The sequence below is a fragment of the Limimonas halophila genome (assembly GCF_900100655.1).
Lineage (GTDB): Bacteria > Pseudomonadota > Alphaproteobacteria > Kiloniellales > Rhodovibrionaceae > Limimonas > Limimonas halophila.
This window is the reverse complement of the sequence record NZ_FNCE01000016.1, coordinates 1-22,373: the sequence shown is the minus strand read 5'-3', so window position 1 is coordinate 22,373 and position 22,373 is coordinate 1. Positions and strand designations below refer to the sequence as shown.

The window sequence follows — 22,373 nt, the reverse complement described above, 5'->3', positions numbered from 1 at the left end:
AGGCTCGCGGCCTGATGCCGCGTCATCTCATCATGCCCTAACCGCCCGCGACCAGCCAGCCGAGCGCCAGCATCGCGGCCGTGAAGAGCGCGAGCGTGGCGTAGGTGGGCGTGACCGCCAGCCGCTCGCGCGCGTCGGGCAGCAGCTCGCGCGCCACCATCCACACCATCGCCCCGGCGGCGGCGCCCAGGCCAACCGGGAGCACGGGTTCGAACAGCGCGACGAAGAGGTAAGCCGGCACCGCCAGGATGGGCTGCGGCAGCGAGGAGAAGACGCTCCAGCCCGCCGCGACCACCACCGTGGCCCCGCGCGGCACCATGACCAGCGCGATCGCCAGCCCCTCGGGCACGTTGTGGACGGCGATGGCGGCGGTCATCAGAACGCCCAGGTCCTGCCCGCCGCCGAAGGAGACGCCGACGCCGATGCCCTCGGCGGCGGAGTGCAGCGTCATCACGCCCACGATCAGCAGCGCCTTGCGCGCGTCGGCCCCGCGCAGCACGCCCATCGAGGCCTCGTCGCTGTCGGGCAGGACGCGCCGACTGAAGAGCATGAAGAGCCCGCCGAGCACGACGCCGAGCAGCGTGCGCGCGAGGCCGTGGTCCAGTCCCTCGATGACGAGCTGGCCGCTCGCCCCGAGCATGAGCCCGGCCGCGGCGGCGTTGCCGACCCCCTCCCAGGTTCGCGAAAGGCTGGCCGTCGCCAGCAGCGGCAGCGCCCCCAGCCCGGTGGCCAGCGCGGTCACCAGCGCGGCGAGCGCCACGACCGTTACGCTCGTTTCCGCCACCTCGCCCCCGAACGGCCCGTGTGCACGTCCGTCCGGTTATGCCGTTCCCGCGCCCGCACGACAATGCGAGCGCCCGGTTTTCCCCGGCCTCGTGTCCGGCACGAAACGGCGGCAGGTTGCCGCCCCACACCCGACCGCCGGTGTCGTTGGCGGCATCACGCCGGAAGACAATAGGACAGTCCCCACCCCCTCTGACGGCGCGGGGCTTGATGCCCCGCGCCGCCTTCTCCCCCTCCCCATGGATGGGGAGGGGGAGATTGTGTGGGGGTGGGGACGCTCGAAGCCGAGGCCGGCTCGTGGCGTATTGAAGCGATGCCCCACCCATCCGGGCCCAACGCCGGTGTCCACCCCTGACCGGGTTAAGCTGCGATCAGCTTATTCGGCGGGGGTGGCGTGGGCGAGATCGGCTTCTTCCGCGCGCGTGACGGGGTGCTTGAGGTGGGGCACGATCTCCTTGGGCACGACCTGCCAGAACTTGCCGCGCTCCGTGGACCAGTCGAGCAGCAGGCGCTCGGTGAAGCGGGACTGTGTCTCGCGGTGGTGCTCCTTCACCAGATCGTGCAGCACGCCCTCCCAGTAGGCGGTTTCCACGGGCTGCCAGAACACCTGGTCCGGGTTCACGTGCTGCGGGAACGCGCCCTCGGGGTCGTAGACGAAGGCCATGCCGCCGGTCATGCCGGCGCCGAAGTTGTCGCCGACGGGCCCGAGCAGCACGGCGACGCCGCCGGTCATGTACTCGCAGCCGTTGGCGCCGCAGCCCTCGACCACCGCGACGGCATCGGAGTTGCGCACGCAGAAGCGCTCGCCCGCCTGGCCCGCGGCGAACAGCCGGCCGCCCGTGGCGCCGTAGAGCACCGTGTTGCCGATGATGCTGTTCTGCTCGCTGGCGAGCTTGCTGGCGGTCATGGGCCGGACGACGATCGTGCCGCCGGACAGGCCCTTGCCGACGTAGTCGTTGGCGTCGCCGAAGACCTCCAGCTTGAGGCCCTGCACGCCGAAGGCCCCCAGGGACTGCCCGGCCGAGCCGCGCAAGCGCACGGTAACGTGGCCGGGACGCAGGCCGTTTTCACCGAAACGCCGCACGATGTGCGAGGACATCCGCGTGCCGATGGCGCGCTGGGTGTTCCGGATCGTGTACTGGAGCTGCATCTTCTCGCCGTGGTGGAAGAGCGGCTCGGCGTCCTTGATCATCGTGGCGTCGAGCGTGTCGTCCACCTCGTTGCGGTGCTCCAGCATGCAGCGGGTGGGATAGCCGCCCGCGTCGGCGTGGGCGAGCAACGGGTTGAGGTCCAGGTCGTCCAGGTGCGCCGCGCCGCGCGAGACCTGGTGCAGCAGGCCCGTCTTGCCGACGATCTCGTTGAGCGAGCGCGCGCCCAGCGTGGCCAGGATCTCGCGCACCTCCTCCGCGACGAAGGAGAAGAGGTTCACCACGCGCTGCGGCGTTCCCATGAACTTCTCGCGCAACTTGTCGTCCTGGGTGCACACGCCCACGGGACAGGTGTTGGCGTGGCACTGGCGCACCATGATGCAGCCCATGGCGATCAGCGAGGCCGTGCCCACGCCGTACTCCTCGGCGCCCAGGATCGCGGCGGTGACGATGTCGCGTCCCGTCTTCAGGCCGCCGTCCACGCGCAGCTTCACGCGGTGGCGCAGGCGGTTGAGCGTGAGCACCTGGTGGACCTCGGACAGACCCATCTCCCACGGCACGCCGGCGTACTTGATCGAGGTCTGCGGGCTGGCGCCCGTGCCGCCGTTGTGGCCGGCGATCAGGATGACGTCCGCCTTGGCCTTGGCCACGCCCGCGGCGATCGTGCCGATGCCCGCGCGCGCCACCAGCTTCACGCAGACCTGGGCGTCCGGGTTGATCTGCTTCAGGTCGTAGATGAGCTGGGCCAGGTCCTCGATCGAGTAGATGTCGTGGTGCGGCGGCGGCGAGATCAGGCTGACGCCCGGCGTGGCGTGGCGGCGCTTGGCGATCATCTCCGTGACCTTGAAGGCCGGGAGCTGGCCGCCCTCGCCCGGCTTGGCGCCCTGGGCGATCTTGATCTCGATCTCGCGGCAGTGGTTCAGGTACTCGGCCGTGACGCCGAAGCGACCCGAGGCCGCCTGCTTGATGGCGCTGTTGGGGTTGTCGCCGTTCTCGTCCGGCTGGAAGTGCTCGGGGTTCTCGCCGCCCTCGCCGGAGTCCGACTTGGCGCCGATGGCGTTCATGGCGACGTTGAGCGTGCGGTGCGCCTCCGGCGAGAGCGCGCCCAGGGACATTCCCGGCGTGACGAAGCGTTTGCGGATGGCGGTGATGGATTCGACCTCGTCCAGCGGCGCCGGCGTGACGTGCTGGCGGTTGAAGTCCAGCAAATCGCGCAGGTTGATCGGCGGCAGCCCCTGGATGCCCTCCGAAAAGCGTTTGTAGGTGGAGTAGCTGTCGTTGGTGACCGCCGCCTGGAGGGTATGGATGAGCTGGCCCTCCCAGGCGTGGCGCTCGCCGTCCTTGCGCTTGCGGTACTTGTAGAAGCCGCCCACCGGCAGCGCCACGAAGTCCTGCGACCACGCGGTGTCGTGCAGCTGCAGCACCTTGCGCTGGATGCCCGTCAGCCCGATGCCGGAGATGCGCGAGGGCATGCCGGGGAAGAACTCGTCCACCAGCGTGCGCGACAGCCCCACGGCCTCGAAGTTGTAGCCGCCGCGGTAGGACGAGAGCACCGAGATGCCCAGCTTGGACATGATCTTGAGCAGCCCCTCGTCGACCGCCTTCTTGTAGCGCGTCAGGCAGTCCTCCAGCGAGAGGTCGCCGAAGAGCCCGCGGCGGTGCCGGTCCGCGATGGCTTCCTGGGCCAGGTAGGCGTTGACCGTGGTGGCGCCCACGCCGACGAGGCAGGCGACGTAGTGCACGTCCAGGCACTCCGCCGAGCGCACGTTGATGGAGACGTAGGTGCGCAGGTTCTGGCGCATGAGGTGCGTGTGCACCGCCCCGGCGGCGAGGATCATGGGCAGCGGCGCCGCGTCCGGGCCCATGTGCTCGTCGGTGAGGATGACGTGCTCACGCCCGGCGCGGACTGCGTCCTCGGCCTCCTGCTGCACCCGCATGATGGCCTGGCGCAGGGCGTGCTCGCTCGACTCCGCGGGGAAGGTGGCGTCGATCTCCACCGCCGTGTCGCCCATGTAGCGGCGCATGGCGGCGTAGCCCGCGTTGGTGATGACCGGGGAGTCGAGCTGCAGCAGGTCGCACTGCGACGGGCTTTCATCGAGGATGTTGCCCAGGTTGCCCAGGCGCGTGGTGAGGTTCATCACCGCGCGCTCGCGAAACGGGTCGATCGCCGGGTTGGTGACCTGGGCGAACATCTGGCGGAAGAAGTGGTGCACGCCGCGGTAGCGGTCGGACAGCACCGCCATGGGCGTGTCGTCGCCCATGGACCCCACGGCCTCCTTGCCGTCCTCGACCATGGGATGCAGGACCATCTCCAGGTCCTCCATGGACAGGCCGACGGTGTACTGGCGCCGGCGCAACTCCTCCTTGCCGTAGTGCACCGTCTCGCGCGTGCCGGAATCCAGCAGGTCGTCCAGGCGCGTGATGTTGCCGACCCACTCGCCCCAGGCGTTCTGGTCCGCTAGGCGCTCCTTGATCTCGGGGTCGTGGTAGAAGCGGCCGGACTCCAGGTCGACGGCGATCATGCCGCCGGGGCCGATCTTGCCCTTCTCCACGATGCGCTCTTCCTGCAGGCGGACCATGCCCGTCTCGGAGCCGACGAAGAGCAGATCGTCGTCCGTGCGCGTGTAGCGCAGCGGCCGCAGCCCGTTGCGGTCCATGCCCGCGATCAGCCAGCGCCCGCCGTAGGCGCACACCGCCGCCGGGCCGTCCCACGGCTCCATCACGGAGTTGGCGTAGAGGTAGAGGTCTTTGAGGCCCTGCGGCATGGCCTTCTCGGCCGACCAGGACTCGGGCATGAGCAGCGTCTTCGCCATGGGCAGCTCACGCCCGCCGCGCACCATCAATTCGAAGACCGCGTCGAGCGCCGCGGAGTCCGAGGAGCCGGCCTGCACGACGGGCTTGATGTCCTCGATGCGGCTGCCGAAGACCTCGGCGTCCAGGCGGCACTCGTGCGCCTTCATCCAGTTCACGTTGCCGCGCAGCGTGTTGATCTCGCCGTTGTGGCAGAGCACGCGGAAGGGCTGCGCCAGCGACCACGTGGGGAAGGTGTTGGTCGAGTAGCGCTGGTGGAAGATGGCGAAGCTGGACTCGAAGCGCTCGTCCAGCAGGTCCGGGTAGAAATCCGTCAGCTGCTCGGCCAGGAACATGCCCTTGTAGATGATGGAGCGGCACGACAGCGAGCAGCAGTAGAAGTCGGTGATGGACTCGGCCTGGATCGCCTTCTCGATGCGCCGGCGGATGATGTAGAGGTCCGCCTCCAGCCGCCACGTCGGCCGGCCGCGCGTGTTGGCGATCATGATCTGCTCGATCTCGGGGCGGGCGGCGTTCGCCTTCTCGCCGATGACGGTCGTGTCCACCGGCACCTGGCGCCAGCCGTAGATCGTGTAGCCGTACTTCAGGATCTCGCGCTCGACGATGACGCGGCAGCGCTCCTGGGAATCCAGGTCGGTGCGCGGCAGGAACATCATCCCCACCGCGATGCGCTGGTTGCCGGGCCGGTGGCCCGTCGCCTCGACGTGCTCGCGGAAGAAGGCCTGCGGGATCTCGACGTGAATGCCCGCGCCGTCGCCGGTCTTGCCGTCGGCGTCCACGGCGCCGCGGTGCCACACCGCCTTGAGCGCGTCGATGCCCGCCTGCACCACCTCGCGGCGCGGGTTGCCGTCGGTGGCGGCGACCATGCCGACGCCGCAGTTGTCGCGCTCGTCCGCGGGGCTGTAGAGGCCGGTGTCCGCCAGGTTCGCGGCCGCGCGCCGCCAGCCGTCGATCAAGGCCTGGCCGCTCTCGTGCTGCTCGCTCATCGCCGTCGTTCCCTTCCGGGGCGCCGCGCCGGGCGCCCGTGTGCGTCCCTCATCTCGTGCGCCGTCGTGCTCGTCCGTCCGCCTCACTCCGCGGCCATGGCCTCCGCGCCCGTGGTCTCGCGGGCGCGGGTCTGGATGTAGCCGTGGATCTCCTCGGCCACGTCGCGGCCGTCCCGGATCGCCCAGACCACCAGCGAGGCCCCGCGCGCGATGTCGCCGGCCGCGAACACCCCGTCGAGGTTGGTCATCATCGAGCGGAAGTCCACGTGCACCGTGCCGCGGCGCGTGGTCTTCAACTCGGGCGCGTTGAAGAGCGTCGGCAGGTCTTCGGGATCGAAGCCGAGCGCCTTGATGACGAGGTCGGCGGGCACGTCGTACTCCGAGCCCGAAACCACCTGCGGCGTCTGCCGGCCGCTGGCGTCCGGCACGCCCAGGTGCACGCGCTGCGCGCGCACGCTGTTGACGCTGTCGTCGCCCAGGAAGGCGTAGGGCGCGGCCTGCCAGACGAATTCCACGCCCTCTTCCTCGGCGTTGGCGACCTCGCGCTGCGAGCCGGGCATGTTCCGGCGATCGCGGCGGTAGAGGCAGCGCACCGACTTGGCGCCCTGGCGCACCGAGGTGCGCACGCAGTCCATGGCGGTGTCGCCGCCGCCGATGACGACGACGTTCTTGCCCTGCGCGTTGAGCGAGCCGTCCTCGAACCGCGGCACGGGATCGCCCAGATCGCGCCGGTTCTCGGTCGTGAGGAAGTCCAGCGCCTTCTGCACGCCGCCCAGCCCGACGCCCGGCACCTTCACGTCGCGCGCCTTGTAGACGCCCGTGGCGATGAGCACGGCGTCGTGCCAGGACCGCAGCTGCGCCAGCGTCGCGTCCTCGCCCACCTCGAAGTTGAGGTGGAAGTGCACGCCGGAGTCGTAGAGCAGCCGCGCCCGGCGCTCGACGACGTACTTCTCCAGCTTGAAGTTGGGGATGCCGTAGATCATCAGGCCGCCGACGCGGTCGTAGCGGTCGTAGACGTGGACCTGATAGCCCTTGCGGCGCAGCTGCTCGGCCGCGGCCATGCCCGCCGGACCCGCGCCGATGATGCCCACGCTCTCGTCGCGCTCGCGCGGCGGCTTCGCCGGCTTGACCCAGTCGTTATCCCACGCGGTCTCGGTAATGTAGGTCTCCACCGCGCCGATCGTGACCGTGCCGTGGCCCGACTGCTCGATGACGCAGTTGCCCTCGCACAGCCGGTCCTGCGGGCAGATGCGGCCGCACACCTCGGGCATGTTGTTGGTGGAGGCGGCCATCTCGTAGGCCTCCTCCATCCGCCCCTCGGCGGTGAGCATCAGCCAGTCCGGGATGTTGTTGTGCAGCGGGCAGTGCACCTGACAGAAGGGCACGCCGCATTGCGAGCAGCGGCCCGCCTGTTCGCGCCCGTGATCCGGGTCGAAGACGCCGTAGATCTCGTTGAAATCCTCGCGCCGCTGCTCGGCCGGGCGCTTTTCCGGCATCTGCTTGGGAATGTCGACGAACTTGAGCGTCTGCCGCGCCATCGTGGGTCCCGCTGCTCGTGGTTCCGGCCTGGTTCGGCGTGGGCGCACAGCGGCCGGCCGCGTGGTCCGGCCCGACCGTCGGTGGCGCGCCCGCGCACGACCCGCTCGTCGAGCCGCGTTGGATCCGTTCAGCACGGGTCCGAGAACCGCGGACGCGTCCGGGCCGCTGCCGGCGCGGCCCCAATCGGGCCGCGACCGCCGTCGCCCGATGCGCGCGCACCTCCCCGTTCGCGCGCGCTGCACGCCTGCCGAGGTCGTGATATAACGTGGGTTCGCGCAGCGAACCACCCGGAAACCGACAGATACGTCAACCATCTTGTCCTGTCTCTGCGCGCCCTTGGCGGCGACAGGTGTTTTCGACATGCCGGTTGCGCGGCGCCGCCGTGCTATTACGTCAACATTGCTGACAAACTCCGCCGCCGGGGCATGCCGTCGCAGCCCATGACCGACGGGCGGGCAACGCGCTATATCGGATCGGCGTTGTTCGTTCGCCGCAACAGAGGTTTACCGTGCCGCTGCTTCCCCTCGCCATCCTCGCCCTGGTCCAGGGCATTACCGAGTTTCTGCCCATCTCCTCTTCCGGCCACTTGATCCTGGTGTGGCAGGGGCTGGACACGGCCGGCCTGCCCGTGCCCGCGGAGGGCGGCCAGAACCGCCTCGTGCTCGACGTGGCGGTGCACGTGGGCACGCTGGTGGCGGTGTGCGGCTACTTCCGGCGCGATATCGCCGGCATGATCCGGGGGGCGGTGCGCTGGCTGGGCGGCGAGCGCGACGCCGGCGCGCGGCTGGCGATCAACGTCGTGATCGCCACGCTGCCCGTCGTGGCCGTGGGCATGAGCGCGCGCGAGATGGTGGCGGACCACCTGCGCAGCGTGGAGCTTGTGGCCTGGACGACGCTGTTGTTCGGGATCGCGCTCTACGCCGCCGACAAGGCGGGCGGCCTGCGCCGCAAGCTGGACGAGATGGACGTGCCCGACGCCCTGATCGTCGGGATGCTGCAGATCCTGGCGATCATGCCGGGCACCAGCCGCGCCGGCATCACGGCGACCGCCGGGCGCATGCTTGGCTACAGCCGGCAGGAGGCCGCGCGCTTCGCCCTGCTGCTGGGGATTCCCACGATCGCGGGCGCCGGCGTCATGGCGGGCCTGGATCTGGCGGGCAGCGACGCCGCCGCGCTGCGCGTGGACGCCCTGGTGGCCGCGGTGCTGGCCTGCGGCGCGGCGTGGCTGACCATCGCGCTGTTGATGCGCTGGCTGCAGCGCCAGACCTTCACACCCTTCGTCGTCTACCGCCTCGCGCTGGGGCTGGCACTGCTCGGCTACGTGTATCTGTAGAAAGCCCGGCGGCGCGGCGCATCAGAATTTGCCTTGCAGGCGCAGCAGCCCGGCGTGAATGGTGCCGCCGCCCGCCCCGTCGGCATGCGCGTTGACGTAGCTCGCCGTCACACGTGCATGCGGGTTGGCGAACCAGGTCAAGGCGAGGCTGAACGTCCGCCCGTCGCCGCGGCCCACGCCGTCGTCGCGCAGGTCCAGGGTGCTCACGCGCGCGGCCACTTCCCACGCCCCCGTGCCGCCCGCCGTCGGGCCGACGGGCGCCGCCGCCCTGGGCCGGCCCAGCATGCCCCGGCGCATCTGCCCCTTGGCATGCACGTAGGGCCGCGTCTCGCCCGTGAGCAGCCACGCCGCCTGCACGTACCCGCCGCGAAAGACCGCGTCGGCGCCCGCCCGGTCCACGGCGACGAGGTGGTATTCGCCCTGCACCGAGACCGGTCCGCGCGTGCCCGCGAGTTCCAGGTTGCCGCGCGTGAACCCCGTGGTTCCCGGCATCGGCCCGCTCGCCACCAGCGGCTCGCGCGCCAGCAGGGTCTCCGGCGGAAAACCGAACGCCGCGCGTCCGTCGGCATCGGTGTGGTTCACCGCGCCGCCCAGGTGGAGCGTGGTGCGGGCCCGGCGGATGGGCGTGTAGGTGGCGCGCGCGCCCACGAGCGGGGTGTCGAACTCCACGCCGTCGTTCAGGTTGCTGCCGAAGACGCCGGCCTGGGCCTGCCACAGCTCCCCCGCGACATTGGCGCTGACGCCGACGCGGCGCCGGGGGCTCAGCCCGAACGGCAGGCCGCGTTCGGGGAACATCAGGTGCGGCAACTCCTGCTGGAACTGCATGCTGAAGGGCGGCTTCTGGTTGCCCGCCGCCAGCAGCACGCCGCCCACATCCAACGTGGCGAACACATTCTTCCAGGGCGTGTCCTCGGCGGCCGGGTCATAGGCCGCTTCCAGGCCCAGATGCGGGCCGTGGGACGCGCGCACGCCGATCAGCGCGCGACGCACCTCGCCGTCGTCGCGATCCGGCGTCCCCGCGCCCGTGAACGCGCCCGCGTCGAGCGCGACGAGGCCGTAGGGCGCCACCGACGGCCAGCCCGCCCTATCGCCGCCATCATCGGTCTGCTGCGCGGACGCACCGCTGACGCCCGCGAGGCCCGCCACTACCAGGCACGCGGCGAGGCGCGTTCGACCCACCTGCATGTGTCCCCACGCAATATCCGGGAAATCGAGTCCGGGATGGTCTGTCGCGGCCGGGCGTTACACCCAATCCGGGCGCGCAAATCAACCGTTTCCGGGGTGCGGTTTTACACGCACGCGACGCGGCGGTGGCAATCCGTCCAAAGCTGAGACGGCGCCCGCCGACCTTTGCGAGGTCCAACAGACTGTCGCTGGTCGATGGAAACTTGATCGGCCATGGCGGTGTGCAGGACGCGATGACGCCGGACACCCTGGATGTCGAGGCCGATCACAGTGTGCCCTGTCCACCGGGGGTCGCGGTGGTCGCGGCTGACCATCGCGCTGTTGATGCGCTGGCTTTACCGCCGGCCCTGCACGCCCTTCGCCGCAGACCGCGCGGCGCTGGGACTGGCGCTGCTTGGGTGCGTATCTCTGTGACGTCGGACGGCGGTCACAGCCTTCTCCGTCAGGAGGACAGGCGAGCTTTGCTCGCCTCGCGCGCCCCAGGCGCGCCAGGTCGATGAAGGGCCGGCTTCATCGGGATGAGACGATGGCGGCGCCAGCATGACAAGCCGTGAAGACGGTTGTCGCAAAGGCTGGCGTCACGCACACGCCAAGCTCACCGGCCGACATCGCACCCCAAACCGGCACAGCCTCACCCCGCCGCGCCATGCGGCGCGGCGACCCTCTCCCGGCGGGAGAGGGTTCGGGGCCGCCCTCCATAAACACGCAGAAGCGCGCTACAACAGCGATCCCTGCCCGCCGGGGTTTGCGGTGGTCTTGGCGGCGCGGCGTTTGGCCGGCTTCGCGGCCCCGCCCGTTTGCGATTTCCCGGCTGTTTCGCCGTCCGCGACGGCGGGCCGGCGGCCGTCGGCGAATTCGATGTCCAGGCGCTGGCCGGCGGTGACCTGCGCCGCGCGGGTAAGCACCTCGTCGCCCTCGCCGCGCACCACCGCAAAGCCGCGGTTCAGCGCGCGCTGATACGAATAGCTTTCCAGCAGCCGCCCCAGCTCGGCGACCCGGCGGCGCGCGTCCTCGTGCGTGCGCGCGATCCCGGCGGGCAGACGGCGGCCCGCGTCCAGGCGCAGCAGGCGTTCCTGGCGGCGCTCCAGCTCGCGCGCCCCGGCCTGGGACAGATCGCTGGCCGCTGCGTCCAACCGTTCGCGGGCGAGGCGCACCTGCTGGCGCGGATGCGGCAGGCGCCCGCCCAGGCCCGCCACGCGGTCCCGTTCCTGGCGCAGGTAGCGCCCCACGGCGAGCGTCAGCCGCGCGCCCGCGTCGTCGACGCGCTGGGCCTTGTCCTCCACCAGCCGGCGCGGATCGGGCAGCCCGCGCGCCAGCCCCTCCAGGCGCGTGCGCCGATCCGTCAGCCCGCGCCATGCGGCCGCGCGCAGCCGCCCCGAGAGGTCGCCGACGAGCGCGGTCAGCTCGCTCTTCACCGGCACCGCGATCTCGGCGGCGGCGGAGGGCGTGGGCGCGCGCCGGTCGGCGGCGTGGTCGATGAGCGTGGTGTCGGTTTCGTGGCCCACCGCCGAGATCAGCGGGATCTCGGAGGCGGCGGCGGCGCGCACCACGGCTTCCTCGTTGAAGGGCCAGAGGTCCTCCAGGCTGCCGCCGCCGCGCGCGACCACCAGCACGTCGGGCCGGGGCACGGCGCCGTCGCGCGGCAGCGCGTTGAAGCCCTCGATGGCGGCGGCGACCTGGCCGGCGGCCTGCTCGCCCTGCACGGCCACGGGCCACACCAGCACGCGGCGCGGGAAGCGCTCGGCCAAACGGTGCAGGATGTCGCGGATGACCGCCCCCGTGGGCGAGGTGACGACGCCCACGACCTCCGGCAGGTAGGGCAGCTCGCGCTTGCGCTCGGCGGCGAACAGCCCCTCGGCCGCGAGCTTCTTGCGGCGCTCCTCCAGCAGCTTGAGCAGCGCGCCCTCGCCCGCCAGCTCCAGCGATTCGACGATGATCTGGTAGGTGGACTTGCCGGCGTAGGTGGTCAGGCGGCCGGTGGCGACCACCTCCAACCCGTCCTCGGGCGTGATCGAGAGGGTGCGCCGCATGCCGCGGAAGGTCACGGCGTCCAGCACGGCGTTCTCGTCCTTCAGCCGGTAGTAGCAGTGGCCGGAGGACGGGAAGCTCGGCCGCGAGATCTCGCCGCGGATGCGCACGCGCCCGAACGCCCCCTCGACCGTGCGCTTCACGGCCTGGGACACCTCGGTGACGGTGTAGAAGGGCACGTTGTCGCCGCTTCCGCCGGGGTCGTCCGCCCGGCTTCGGGGGGCGCGCGGTTCTTCGCTCATGGCCTTGGGTATGCTAGACACCGCCGCCACACACAATCCGTCCCCACGACAGGCACACGGCGAGGTCCTTCATGCGCGTGCTGGTGATCGGCGGCGGCGGGCGCGAACACGCGCTCTGCTGGGCGCTGGCGGCGTCCCCGCTGACCACGGAACTCTACTGCGCCCCCGGCAACGCCGGGATCGCGCGCGAGGCGGTCCGCGTCGACTTCAAGGCCGACGACATCGACGCTGCCGTGCACTTCGCGCGCCAGCAGCGCATCGACCTGGCCGTGATCGGGCCGGAGGCGCCCCTGGTCGCCGGCATGACGGACGCTCTCCAGAAGCTCGGGGTGAAGGTCTTCGGCCCGACGCAAGAGGCGGCGCGCCTGGAAGGCTCCAAGGGCTTCATGAAGGATCTGTGCGCGCGCCACGGGATTCCGACGGGCGCCTACCGGCGGTTCACCGATTCCCAGGCGGCGCGCGCCTATGTGCGCGAGCTGGGCGTGCCGCTGGTGGTGAAGGCGGATGGCCTCGCCTCGGGCAAGGGCGTGACGGTGTGCAACAACCACGCGGACGCGGACGAGGCCATCGACGCCCTGCTGGACGAGGGCATCCTCGGCGAGGCGGGAAGCGAAATCGTGATCGAGGAAGCGCTCTCGGGCCACGAGGTTTCCGCCATGGCGCTGGTGGACGGCGAAACGGCGCTCATGCTGCCGAGCGCGCTGGATTACAAGCGCGCGCACGACGGTGACGACGGCCCCAACACCGGCGGCATGGGCGCGATCTCGCCCAACCCCTGGCTGGACGAGGCGACCGAGGAGCGCATCCGCCGCGAAATCATCCAGCCCACGGTCGACGCCATGAAGGCCGAGGGCCGGCCCTTCGTGGGGCTGCTCTACGCCGGCGTCATGCTCACCGACGACGGCCCGCAGGTGCTGGAGTTCAACGTCCGCTTCGGCGACCCCGAAGCGCAGGTGCTGATGATGCGGCTGATGTCGGACCTGCTGCCCGCGCTGGTGGCGGCGTGCGACGGCGTGCTCTCCACCTTCGACCTGCGCTGGTTCACGGAAACCGCGATCACCGTCGTCATGGCGGCCCAGGGCTATCCCTGGCGCTACAAGAAGGGGGAGGCGATCGCGGGCCTGCAAAGCCTTTCCGGCGATCAGGACGTCATGGTCTTCCACTCGGGCACCGCCGTTGGCGAGGACGGCCACACGGTCAGCGCCGGCGGGCGCGTGCTCTCCGTCACGGCGCTCGGCAACTCCGTCAGCGAGGCGCGCTCACGCGTCTACAGCGCCATCGAGCAGATCGACTGGCCGGGCGGCTTCTACCGCCGCGACATCGGCAGCGAGGCCGTGGCGCCCCAGCCGATGCGCTCCGCGGACTGATCCCCGCAAGCGCCGTTTGCCCGCCGGGGTCGACCGGCAGCGCAATGGCCGGGCCCGGCCGCCCCGTGGCAACCTTTCAGCCGTAACGCGGAAACCATCGGCCGACCCCATCCCTGCCCACGGGATGGGGACGCCGGGCCTGGGGGTTCGGTGTGAGCACGAGGGACGGCGACCGGCGGTTCACCCGCCGCCTGCTGCTGGCGATCGGCACGGTGGCGCTGGCGCTGGTGGTGCTGGCGTTGCTGTGGCGCATCCTGCAGGTGCTGCTGCTGCTCTTCGCCGCCATCCTGGCCGGGATCTTCTTCGACGGCCTCGCCCGCCTGGGCCAGCGCTACGCGCGCCTGCCGCGCTTGTTGGCGCTGCCGCTCGCCTTCCTCGTCGTGGTCCTGCTGCTGGCCGGATTCGGCCAGGCCGTGGGTTCCCAGCTCGTCACGCAGACCGCGCAGCTCGCCGACACCCTGCCGAAAGCCGCGGACATGCTGCGCGAGCGCCTGAGCTCGCCGCCGCTGGCCCAGTTCGTCGGCGACGGCTGGCTGCGCGACCTGCTGCCCACGCCGGGCCAGCTGCTCGACCAGATCACGGGCATCTTTTCCGTCACCATCGGCATCGTGGTAACGCCGGCGCTGGTCGTGATCATCGCCGTCTACCTGGCGATCGAACCGGAGCTGTACATCGAGGGCCTGGCGCGGATGGTGCCGCCGCGCCGGCGGGCGCGCGGGCGCGAGGTGATGCGGGCGGTCGCGCACGCGCTGCGGTGGTGGCTCGTCGGGCGCGTGGTTTCCATGCTGGCGGTGGGCGTGCTCACCGCGATGGCGCTGGCGATCGCCGGGATTCCCGCGGCCCTGGCGCTGGGGGTGCTGGCGGGAATGCTGTCGTTCGTGCCCTACATCGGGCCCATCGCGTCCGTGGTCCCTGCCCTGTTGGCGACCATCCCGGGCTGGCCCTGGCAGCCGCTCTGGGTGGTGGTGATCTACAGCGGCGTCCAGTTTTTGGAGGGCAACTTCATCACGCCGCTGGTGCAAAAGCGGGCCGTCGCCATGCCGCCGGTGGTGCTGCTGACCGCCCAGATCGCCTTCGGACTGCTGTTCGGGCTGATGGGCGTGTTCCTGGCCACGCCGCTGGCCGTCGCCGCGATGGTCCTGGTGCAGACGCTCTACATCCAGGACACGCTCGGGGAATCCATCCGCGTGCTGGGCGAACACCCAAGCCGCAGCGGCTGACCGGACGTCACCCCCGCCGCTCGCGGAAGAAGGCTTGCAACAGCGCCCGGCAGGCGGTTTCCGCCACGCCGCCGACAACCTCGGGCCGGTGGTGGCAGGTGGGGCGCTCGAAGACGCGCGCGCCGTGCTCCACGCCCCCGCCCTTGGGATCGTAGGCGCCGAACACCAGCCGCCGGAGGCGCGCCAGCGCGATGGCGCCCGCGCACATCGCGCAGGGCTCCAGGGTGACGTAGAGGTCGCAGCCGGCCAGGCGCGTGCCGCCGACGGCCGCCGTGGCGCGGCGGATCGCCAACAGCTCGGCATGCGCGGTGGGATCGCCCGTGGCCTCCACGCGGTTGTGCGCGCGCGCCAGCACCGCGCCGGTGGCGGCTTCGACCAGCACCGCGCCCACGGGCACCTCACCCGCCTCGGCCGCCGCGGCGGCCTCGTCGAGGGCGAAGCGCATGGGCCGATTGGGATCGGCGGGTTGCGTCACGTCATGCGCTCCAGCATGTGAATGGGGTACGGTTCGCCCGGCGGCTGCCGCGGGTCAAGGCGGCGGGGCCGCACCCGGCGACACAAAGGAGGCGGTGATGCTGCAGAACGTGGACCTGGAGACGGTCTGCTGGCTCGTGGTCAAGATCCGCGAGTTCGAGGTCGAGGACGCCCTGCCGGAAACCGGCGAGGACGACGACACCGTCTCGCCCGACACCGTGAGCCCCGACGAGATGGACATCGAGACGGGCTACCTCCAGCGCGTGCGCGAGGATCCGCTCTACACGGACTGCAAGCGCGTCATCGACGACCTGAACGAGGACGCGCAGATCGAACTGACGGCGCTGGCGTGGCTGGGCCGCGGCGACTACGACAGCATCACCGAGTGGGGCGAGGCCAAGCGCCGCGCCGGCGAGCGCCACATCGAGGCGACGACGGCCGACTACCTGCTCGGCATGCCGTTGCTGGCCGACCACCTGGAAGCGGGCCTGGAAGAGATCGGCCTGACGTGCGAGGGGACGGAGGCCTTCTCCGTCTGATGGCGCGCGCGCCGGTCATCGGGCTCACGCTCGACAGCGAGGACGGCGGCCACGCGGCGTGGTCGCGCTACCCGTGGTACGCGCTGCGGCGGAACTACTGCGACGCCGTCGCGGCGGCGGGCGGGCTCGCCGTGGCGCTGCCGCACGCCCCTGAGCACGCCGAGGGCTACCTGGACGCGCTGGACGGCCTGATCGTCACGGGCGGCGCGTTCGACGTGGACCCCGCGCTCTTCGGCGCCGAGGCGCGCCACGCCAGCGTCACCACCAAGCAGGGCCGCACCGAGGCGGAGCTGGCGCTGCTGCGCGGGGCGCTGGCGCGCGACCTGCCCGTGCTGGGGATCTGCGGCGGGCAGCAACTCTTAACGGTGGTGATGGGCGGCACGCTCATCCAGCACATCCCCGACGAGGTGCCGGCGGCGCTGGCGCACGAGCAGCCCAACCCGCGCAACGAACCCGGCCACGAGGTGACGCTCGTGCCGGACACCCTGCTCCACCGCATCTGCGGTACGGACACCATGGCGGTGAACTCGGCCCACCATCAGGCCGCCGCGACGGTGGGCGACGGCACGGTGGTCAACGCCCGCGCGGGCGACGGCGTGATCGAGGGCATCGAGCACCCCGGCCACCGCTTCTGCCTGGGCGTGGAGTGGCACCCCGAGTTCCACATCGACCGGGGCGACGCGCGGATCTTCGAGGCCTTCGTGGACGCGGCGCGATGAGCGACCCGACCGAGGACACCCCCGATCCCGCCGGCCGAACCGGCGAGCGCGTGGCCAAGCTGATCGCGCGCACCGGTGTGTGCTCGCGCCGCGCGGCGGAGCGACTGGTGGCCGAGGGGCGCGTCACCCTGGACGGCGAGCCGATCACGGACCCCGCGACGCGCGTGGACGATCCCGCACGCCTCGCCGCCGACGGCGTGACGCTGCCGGCGCAGCCGCCCACGCGCCTGTTCCGCTACCACAAGCCGCGCGGGCGCGTGGTGGCGGCGCACGACCCCCACGGCCGGCCCACGATCTACGACGACCTGCCGGCGGAGATGCCGCGCGTCATGCCCGTGGGGCGGCTCGACGTGGCGAGCGAGGGGCTGCTGCTGCTCACCAACGACGGTGAGCTGAAGCGCCGCCTGGAGCATCCCGAGACCGGCTGGACGCGGCGCTACCGCGCGCGCGTGCACGGCACCGTGGACGAAAAGGCGCTGGCTTCCCTCGAAAACGGGATCACGATCGACGGCGTGACCTACGGCGCCATCCGCGCCACCTTCGACCGGCGCACGGGCGCCAACGCGTGGCTCTCGGTCTCCCTGCGGGAAGGCAAGAACCGCGAGGTGCGGCGCGTGCTGGACCACCTGGGCATGCGGGTGAACCGCCTGATGCGGGTGGCCTACGGTCCCTTCCAGCTCGGCCAGCTCAAGAAGGGCCACGCCAGCGAGGTGGCGCCCAAGGTGCTGCGCGAACAGCTCGGCATCGACGCCCCCGGCGAGCGCCCCACGGGGCGCGCCAAGGCCAAACCGAAAAAGCGGAAACCGCGTGATGCGCATCGTCGGCGGACGGCATAAGGGTCGGCCCATCCGCGCGCCCGAGGGCGAGGGCGTGCGGCCCACGCGCGGGCTGCCGCGCGAATCGCTGTTCAACATCCTCACCCACGGCCGCTTCGCCGCGGACGGCAATCCCCTGGCGGACGCCCGCGTGCTCGACGCCTTCGCGGGCAGCGGCGCCAACGGGCTGGAGGCGCTGTCGCGCGGCGCGGCCGAGGCGATCTTCATCGAAACCCAGGCCGCGGCGGTCTCGGCGCTGCGCCAGAACCTCCAGACGCTGGGCGAGCAGGCCAACGCCACGATCGTCCAGGCCGATGTGCTGCACCCGCCGCGCGCCACACGCGCCTGCCACGTCGCCGTGCTCGACCCGCCCTACGGCCAGGGGCTCGGCCCGCCGGCGCTGCGCGCGCTGGCGGAACAGGGCTGGCTCGCCGAGAGCGCGCTGGTCGCCGTCGAACTGCTCAAGACCGAGGACCTGACCCCGCCGGCGGGCTTCGAGGAGTTGGACACCCGCACCTACGGCAAGTCCAAGATCGTCTTCCTGAGCTACGCGGCGTCCGGCGCGTGACGTTGCAAAGCCCGTCCTCCCCGATTCGCGCATAACGGGTATACATCGCTCGTGGATTAACCTGACGTAAACGCGTCTCGCGTGCACTGCTCCGCATAAACACACCAACCAAGGAGCAGGGACCGCGATGACCACGTCCGACGACCGTTCGCACGCCGGCGGCAACGCGCCGACCGGCGACACCACGCCCTACGGGCCCGGCCGCCTGCCGTGGAAGGATTCCATCCCGGCCATGGCGCAGACCGACGGGGGCTACCTCGTCTCCCCGCCGCAGGCCGATCCGGTCGAGGTCTACCGCGACGCCAAGGTGCCGGAGGTGCAGCAGCGCCTGCTGCAGGTGCCGCCGACGGCGCTTTCGGACCGCGACCGCGAGACCGCGCTGGACGCCGTGCGCGCCTACGAGCAGCGCGAGAACGACACCTTCCTCGGCTATCAGGTGGAAACGCGCCTGCAGGACAACGGCTACGAGGATCTCAAGTTCTTTCTCAACCAGCACTTGAACAACGTCGGCGACCCCTTCGTCGCCGGCAACCTCGGCATGAACACCAAGTTCGTCGAGCGCATGGTGCTGGACTACTACGCCTCGCTGTGGAACGCGAACTGGCCCTGCTACTTCTACCAGGAGTCCCAGGAAAAGCCCGGCAACCCCGACAGCTATTGGGGCTACGTGCTCACGATGGGCTCCACCGAGGGCAACCTGGACGCCGTGCTCCAGGGGCGCGACTACCTGGCCGGCAAGCCGCTCTACCTCTCCTTCGAGCAGGCCCAGCACGACGATCCGAGCGACGCCGTCACGACCGAGACGAGCCCCAACGCCTTCTCGCCGGTCGCGGTGTTTTCCTCGGAAAGCCACTATTCGGTCGTCAAGGCCGTCCACGCCATGGCCGTGCCGACGATCGCGGAGATCGGCAACGACAAGTACCCCGGCCAGTGCCCCATCACGGCCGACGGCCACTGGCCCAAGAGCGTGCCCACCAACCCGCCGACCGAGGACTACCCGATCGGCAACGGCGAGATCGACATCGACAAGCTGGAAAAGGTCGTCGACTTCCTCGCGGGCAAGGGCCACCCGATCCTGCTGGTGCTGAACTACGGCACGACCTTCAAGGGCGCTTACGATCACGTGGAGGAGGTGGGCCGGCGCATCCTGCCGATCCTGCGCCAGCACGGGCTGGATTCGCGCGTTGTCTGCAACGACTTCACCGTGCACGAGAACGGCAAGACCCATCAGCGCCGGGTTTGCCACTGGCGCACGGGCTACTGGATCCACGTCGACGCCGCGCTCGGCGGCTCCTACATGCCCTTCCTCGAGATGGCCCACAACGCCGGCGACTTTCACAGCAAGGGCCCGGCCTTCGACTTCCGCCTCCCGTTCGTACAGTCGGTGGTGATGAGCGGACACAAGTGGCCGGGCGCCCCCTGGCCCACCGGCATCTACATGACCAAGCGCAAGCTGCTCATCCACCCGCCCGACCACCCCGAATACATCGGCTCGCCGGACACCACCTACGCCGGCTCGCGCAACGGCTTCTCGGCGCTGATCATGTGGTATTTCACGGCCACCCAGTCGTATGCCGAGCAGGCGCGCAAGGCCGTGCGCTGCCAGGAAGTGGCGGAATACGCCGAAAAGCGCTTCCGGCAACTGGAACACGAGCTAGGCATGAACCTCTACGTCCAACGCTCGCCGCTGTCGGTCTGCGTGCTCTTCCGCGAACCCGACCCGCAGATCGTCTTCGACTACTCGCTGTCGACCAAGACCGTGCCGGTGCCCGGTAAATCCGGCGAATTCCGCAAGTACGGCCACTTCTTCACGATGAACGACGTGAACGAAACGCTGGTGGACTCCCTGGTGGAACGCCTGCGCCAGCCGGGTGCCTTTCCGAGCGCGGAAACCGTGGGTCCCGGCGAGGCCTACGACCACAGCTTCTAGCGCGCCGCCCGGGGCGAGCGGGTGTGCGGCCCGCCCCGCTCGCGGGCGGTGGTGGCGCGACGGGCCGGATTGGGCCGGCTCGTCGCGCCGTCTGTAGCGGTCCATGCCAAGGCAGCGCGTTTTCCTGAAACGAGACAACACGCACCGCGTGTTTTACCAGGATTCAAAAGTCGCTTCTCGCGAGCCTTTACGTGGACCAAAGCGCGCTGAACGTGTATAACCGGACCCGGTTAAAATTCGTCCCGAAGATGTCCAAGCGAGGGGACGAGGCCGCACCACGGTTGGGGGGAGAACGATGAAACGCATCCACAAGACGGCCGTCGCGATCGGGGTGGGCGTCGCGCTGGGGAGCGCGCCGCTGACCGCGCAGGCGCTGGAGCCCAAGGACCTGGTCGACGTTCGCGACCACGCGCTCGAGGTCTTGGCGAACAACGACCTGCAAGCGGCGATCGACAAGCTCGGCCGGCCCGATTCCAAGGCCCTCGATCTCGAGGGACCGGGCCTCCACACCTGGGCATTCAAGAACCAGGGCGTGATCCTCTGGGACCATTCCGGTCAGGCCCAAGAGGGCATGGACATCTCCGACCTGCAGGGGATGAGCGGGCTCAAGGTCATCGCCGACGTCAAGGAGCACGTGAAAAACGGCGACGACCTCGTGAAGTGGGCCGACGAACTCCCCCATCCCGAGACCGGGCAGGTCGAGACGTCCTACGTGTCCTGCGACACCTTCGCGCCCAAGAAGTACGTCTGCGCCATGGCCTGGGTCGAGAAATAAAAAACGCCATCTAACGGATGCCGCCCGGCCGGGCCGGCGGCCCGCCGGGCGGTCACACCGCCGGGGAGGCTCGCCATGTTCAGCAAGTTGCGCATCGGCGCCAAGGTGGTCGCCGCGCCCGCCATCATGGCGGCGCTTTTCGCCGTGTTCGCGCTGCTCGCCGTGCGCGCGGCGGACTCCAACGTCGTCGCGATGAAGCAATTCCAGACCATCGCCTTCGACCGGATCGATCTGGTCAACCGCATGGTGACCTCCGGCGAAAAGCTGAAGGGCGCGCTGTACCAGACGACGAGCTTCGGTCTCATGGGGGCCGAAAAGCCGCTCAAGCGGTCGCTGAAGAACGTCAACGCGACGAAGACGGACTTCCAGGAGACCGTGCAGCGCTTGCGCGGCATGGACATGACCGGCGAGCAACGTACGATCCTGGAAGAAACGAAGAAGCCGCTGAATTCCTTCTTCCAGAACGTGAACAACGCGGTGGAGCGCGTGCGCAGCAACCCGAGCTTCGGGGCGCAGTACACCAAGAGCGCGGCGGCCTCGTTCGAGGAGGTGCTGCAATCCCTGCGGCGCTTCCGCAAGCTGGAGCTTCAGCGCGGCAGCGAGCGCGCCACCGCCGCGATTGGCGGCGCCGAAACCCAGCGCACCCTGATGATGACGGCCCCGCCGCTACTGCTGCTCGTGGGCGTGCTGGCGAGCTGGCTGGTGGGCAGGACGATTTCGCGGCCGGTTGTGCGCATGACCTCGATCATGCAGCAGTTCTCGGAGGGTGACCTGAGTGCCGAGGTGCCCGCGCGCGAACGCGGCGACGAACTCGGCCGCATGGCCGCCGCGCTGGATGTGTTCCGCGACAGCCTGGCGGAGAACCAGCGCCGCCGCGAGGCGGAAGCCCAGCGCGAACGCGAAATGGCCGAGCAGCGCCGGGAAACCCGGCGCAAGCTGGCCGACAGCTTCGAGCACGAAGTGCGCGGCCTCATCGACCGCGTCGCTTCCGCCTCCAGCCAACTCACCCAAACCGCCGGGACGATGTCGCACAACTCCGAGCGCGCCGAGCGCAACGCGGGTTCTGTCGCCGAATCGGCCGACGAGGCCTCGAAGAGCGTACGCTCCGTGGCCTCGGCGGCGCAGGAGTTGTCCACAAGTCTCAACGAAGTGGGTCAGCACATCTCGCGCTCGTCGGAGGTGGCCAACCAGGCCAGCGAACGCGCCCAGCACACCTCGCAGACGATGGACCGGCTCAACCAGTCGGCCAACAAGATCGGCGAGGCCGTGACCCTGATCAACGAGATCGCGGAGAAGACCAACCTGCTGGCCTTGAACGCCACGATCGAAGCGGCGCGCGCCGGCGAGGCCGGCAAGGGCTTCGCCGTGGTGGCCGACGAGGTGAAGTCGCTCGCCAAGCAAACCGGCAACGCCACGCAGGAGGTCCAGACCTACGTGGAGGAAATCCAGTCGGCGACCGGCGAGGCCGTCTCGGCGATCGGCGACATCTCCAATGTAATCAGCGAAATCAACGAGATCGCGACGACCATGTCGTCATCGGTAGAGGAGCAGATCGCTTCCGCCAGCGAGATTTCGCAGAACATCTCCACGGCGGCCGAAAACGCGGAGCGGGTCGCGGAAAACATCGCGGAAGTGCGCCAGATCGCGCGCACGACCGGCGAGAACGCCGGCGAGGTGCAGCAGGCCGCGGAGCAAATGGCCGGGGACATCGACCACCTGACCCAGCAGGTGGACCGCTTCGTCGCCGGCATCCGCGAGGGTGGCGAAAGCGAGGCCGCGGCCTGACCATCCGCGCCGTCACCCACGTCCCGGCGAAAGGGCCCGGAGCGCGACGCGTCCCATTCATGACGCACGGATCGCACCGAGACCGAAGGTGAGAGACCCATTCACCTCGACGTTACGCCGGTGTCG

General features: G+C 70.4%; 16 protein-coding genes. 10 read left to right on the top strand and 6 right to left on the bottom strand.

Annotated elements, in window-relative coordinates; all coding sequences use genetic code 11:
* Positions 1-37 precede the first annotated feature (37 nt).
* The 3 genes from BLQ43_RS13390 to BLQ43_RS13380 all read right to left on the bottom strand — a co-directional run bounded on the left by BLQ43_RS13390 (position 38) and on the right by BLQ43_RS13380 (position 7,266).
* A complete protein-coding gene (locus tag BLQ43_RS13390; RefSeq protein WP_143006288.1) occupies positions 38-784 on the bottom strand; it encodes a ZIP family metal transporter in 747 nt (248 codons plus the stop codon).
* Between the two features lie 375 nt (positions 785-1,159).
* The gene (gene gltB / locus BLQ43_RS13385; protein WP_090022096.1) at positions 1,160-5,728 is read right to left on the bottom strand and encodes a glutamate synthase large subunit; all 4,569 of its coding nucleotides are present in this window, start codon (positions 5,726-5,728) and stop codon (positions 1,160-1,162) included.
* An 83-nt stretch (positions 5,729-5,811) separates the two neighbouring features.
* Positions 5,812-7,266, bottom strand: coding sequence for an NAD(P)-dependent oxidoreductase (locus BLQ43_RS13380; protein ID WP_090022092.1), 1,455 nt, complete (start codon positions 7,264-7,266; stop codon positions 5,812-5,814).
* Positions 7,267-7,775: 509 nt separating this feature from the next.
* Between BLQ43_RS13380 and BLQ43_RS13375 the strand changes: the two genes are divergently transcribed.
* Positions 7,776-8,600 carry an undecaprenyl-diphosphate phosphatase gene (locus BLQ43_RS13375; RefSeq protein ID WP_090022089.1) on the top strand — a complete coding sequence of 275 codons (825 nt, stop codon included), beginning with the start codon at positions 7,776-7,778 and terminating at the stop codon, positions 8,598-8,600.
* 21 nt (positions 8,601-8,621) lie between these two features.
* Here BLQ43_RS13375 and BLQ43_RS13370 read toward each other — a convergent pair whose 3' ends face one another.
* The gene (locus BLQ43_RS13370) at positions 8,622-9,779 is read right to left on the bottom strand and encodes an OprO/OprP family phosphate-selective porin (RefSeq protein WP_176758686.1); all 1,158 of its coding nucleotides are present in this window, start codon (positions 9,777-9,779) and stop codon (positions 8,622-8,624) included.
* 722 nt (positions 9,780-10,501) lie between these two features.
* On the bottom strand, positions 10,502-12,055 hold the full coding sequence (gene xseA, locus BLQ43_RS13365; protein WP_090022076.1) for an exodeoxyribonuclease VII large subunit: 1,554 nt from the start codon (positions 12,053-12,055) through the stop codon (positions 10,502-10,504).
* Between the two features lie 71 nt (positions 12,056-12,126).
* Here xseA and purD point away from each other — a divergent pair, with 71 nt between their 5' ends.
* Positions 12,127-13,422 carry a phosphoribosylamine--glycine ligase gene (gene purD, locus BLQ43_RS13360; protein WP_090022069.1) on the top strand — a complete coding sequence of 432 codons (1,296 nt, stop codon included), beginning with the start codon at positions 12,127-12,129 and terminating at the stop codon, positions 13,420-13,422.
* A gap of 152 nt (positions 13,423-13,574) precedes the next feature.
* On the top strand, positions 13,575-14,642 hold the full coding sequence (locus BLQ43_RS13355) for an AI-2E family transporter (RefSeq protein ID WP_176758685.1): 1,068 nt from the start codon (positions 13,575-13,577) through the stop codon (positions 14,640-14,642).
* A 7-nt stretch (positions 14,643-14,649) separates the two neighbouring features.
* Here BLQ43_RS13355 and BLQ43_RS13350 read toward each other — a convergent pair whose 3' ends face one another.
* Entirely contained in the window at positions 14,650-15,087 is a 438-nt protein-coding gene (locus tag BLQ43_RS13350; RefSeq protein WP_090022060.1) for a nucleoside deaminase, read from the bottom strand.
* Positions 15,088-15,214: 127 nt separating this feature from the next.
* Between BLQ43_RS13350 and BLQ43_RS13345 the strand changes: the two genes are divergently transcribed.
* From BLQ43_RS13345 to BLQ43_RS13315, 7 genes are all read left to right on the top strand, one after another.
* Complete coding sequence (locus BLQ43_RS13345) at positions 15,215-15,655, top strand: DUF3775 domain-containing protein (RefSeq protein WP_176758684.1); 441 nt, start codon at positions 15,215-15,217, stop codon at positions 15,653-15,655.
* The gene (locus BLQ43_RS13340; protein WP_090022053.1) at positions 15,655-16,374 is read left to right on the top strand and encodes a gamma-glutamyl-gamma-aminobutyrate hydrolase family protein; all 720 of its coding nucleotides are present in this window, start codon (positions 15,655-15,657) and stop codon (positions 16,372-16,374) included. Before BLQ43_RS13345 ends, BLQ43_RS13340 begins: the two co-directional genes overlap by 1 nt.
* Positions 16,371-17,210: a pseudouridine synthase gene (locus BLQ43_RS13335; protein WP_090022050.1), complete on the top strand. Its 840-nt coding sequence runs from the start codon at positions 16,371-16,373 to the stop codon at positions 17,208-17,210. Before BLQ43_RS13340 ends, BLQ43_RS13335 begins: the two co-directional genes overlap by 4 nt.
* Positions 17,185-17,757: a 16S rRNA (guanine(966)-N(2))-methyltransferase RsmD gene (gene rsmD, locus BLQ43_RS13330; RefSeq protein ID WP_090022046.1), complete on the top strand. Its 573-nt coding sequence runs from the start codon at positions 17,185-17,187 to the stop codon at positions 17,755-17,757. The genes BLQ43_RS13335 and rsmD overlap by 26 nt, the downstream gene beginning before the upstream one ends.
* A 127-nt stretch (positions 17,758-17,884) precedes the next feature.
* A complete protein-coding gene (locus BLQ43_RS13325; protein WP_090022042.1) occupies positions 17,885-19,687 on the top strand; it encodes a pyridoxal-dependent decarboxylase in 1,803 nt (600 codons plus the stop codon).
* 295 nt (positions 19,688-19,982) lie between these two features.
* Complete coding sequence (locus BLQ43_RS13320) at positions 19,983-20,462, top strand: hypothetical protein (protein WP_090022037.1); 480 nt, start codon at positions 19,983-19,985, stop codon at positions 20,460-20,462.
* A 75-nt stretch (positions 20,463-20,537) separates the two neighbouring features.
* Positions 20,538-22,247, top strand: a complete 1,710-nt coding sequence (locus tag BLQ43_RS13315; protein WP_090022033.1) for a methyl-accepting chemotaxis protein — start codon at positions 20,538-20,540, stop codon at positions 22,245-22,247.
* The last annotated feature ends 126 nt before the right edge of the window (positions 22,248-22,373 follow it).

Excerpts from the sequence above, each read along its gene's own strand:
- purD (WP_090022069.1), top strand. The coding sequence starts at position 12,127 with ATGCGCGTGCTGGTGATCGGCGGCGGCGGGCGCGAACACGCGCTCTGC.
- BLQ43_RS13380 (WP_090022092.1), bottom strand. The coding sequence starts at position 7,266 with ATGGCGCGGCAGACGCTCAAGTTCGTCGACATTCCCAAGCAGATGCCG.
- BLQ43_RS13345 (WP_176758684.1), top strand. The coding sequence starts at position 15,215 with ATGCTGCAGAACGTGGACCTGGAGACGGTCTGCTGGCTCGTGGTCAAG.
- BLQ43_RS13350 (WP_090022060.1), bottom strand. The coding sequence starts at position 15,087 with ATGCGCTTCGCCCTCGACGAGGCCGCCGCGGCGGCCGAGGCGGGTGAG.
- gltB (WP_090022096.1), bottom strand. The coding sequence starts at position 5,728 with ATGAGCGAGCAGCACGAGAGCGGCCAGGCCTTGATCGACGGCTGGCGG.
- BLQ43_RS13340 (WP_090022053.1), top strand. The coding sequence starts at position 15,655 with ATGGCGCGCGCGCCGGTCATCGGGCTCACGCTCGACAGCGAGGACGGC.
- xseA (WP_090022076.1), bottom strand. The coding sequence starts at position 12,055 with ATGAGCGAAGAACCGCGCGCCCCCCGAAGCCGGGCGGACGACCCCGGC.
- rsmD (WP_090022046.1), top strand. The coding sequence starts at position 17,185 with ATGCGCATCGTCGGCGGACGGCATAAGGGTCGGCCCATCCGCGCGCCC.
- BLQ43_RS13335 (WP_090022050.1), top strand. The coding sequence starts at position 16,371 with ATGAGCGACCCGACCGAGGACACCCCCGATCCCGCCGGCCGAACCGGC.
- BLQ43_RS13325 (WP_090022042.1), top strand. The coding sequence starts at position 17,885 with ATGACCACGTCCGACGACCGTTCGCACGCCGGCGGCAACGCGCCGACC.
- BLQ43_RS13320 (WP_090022037.1), top strand. The coding sequence starts at position 19,983 with ATGAAACGCATCCACAAGACGGCCGTCGCGATCGGGGTGGGCGTCGCG.
- BLQ43_RS13315 (WP_090022033.1), top strand. The coding sequence starts at position 20,538 with ATGTTCAGCAAGTTGCGCATCGGCGCCAAGGTGGTCGCCGCGCCCGCC.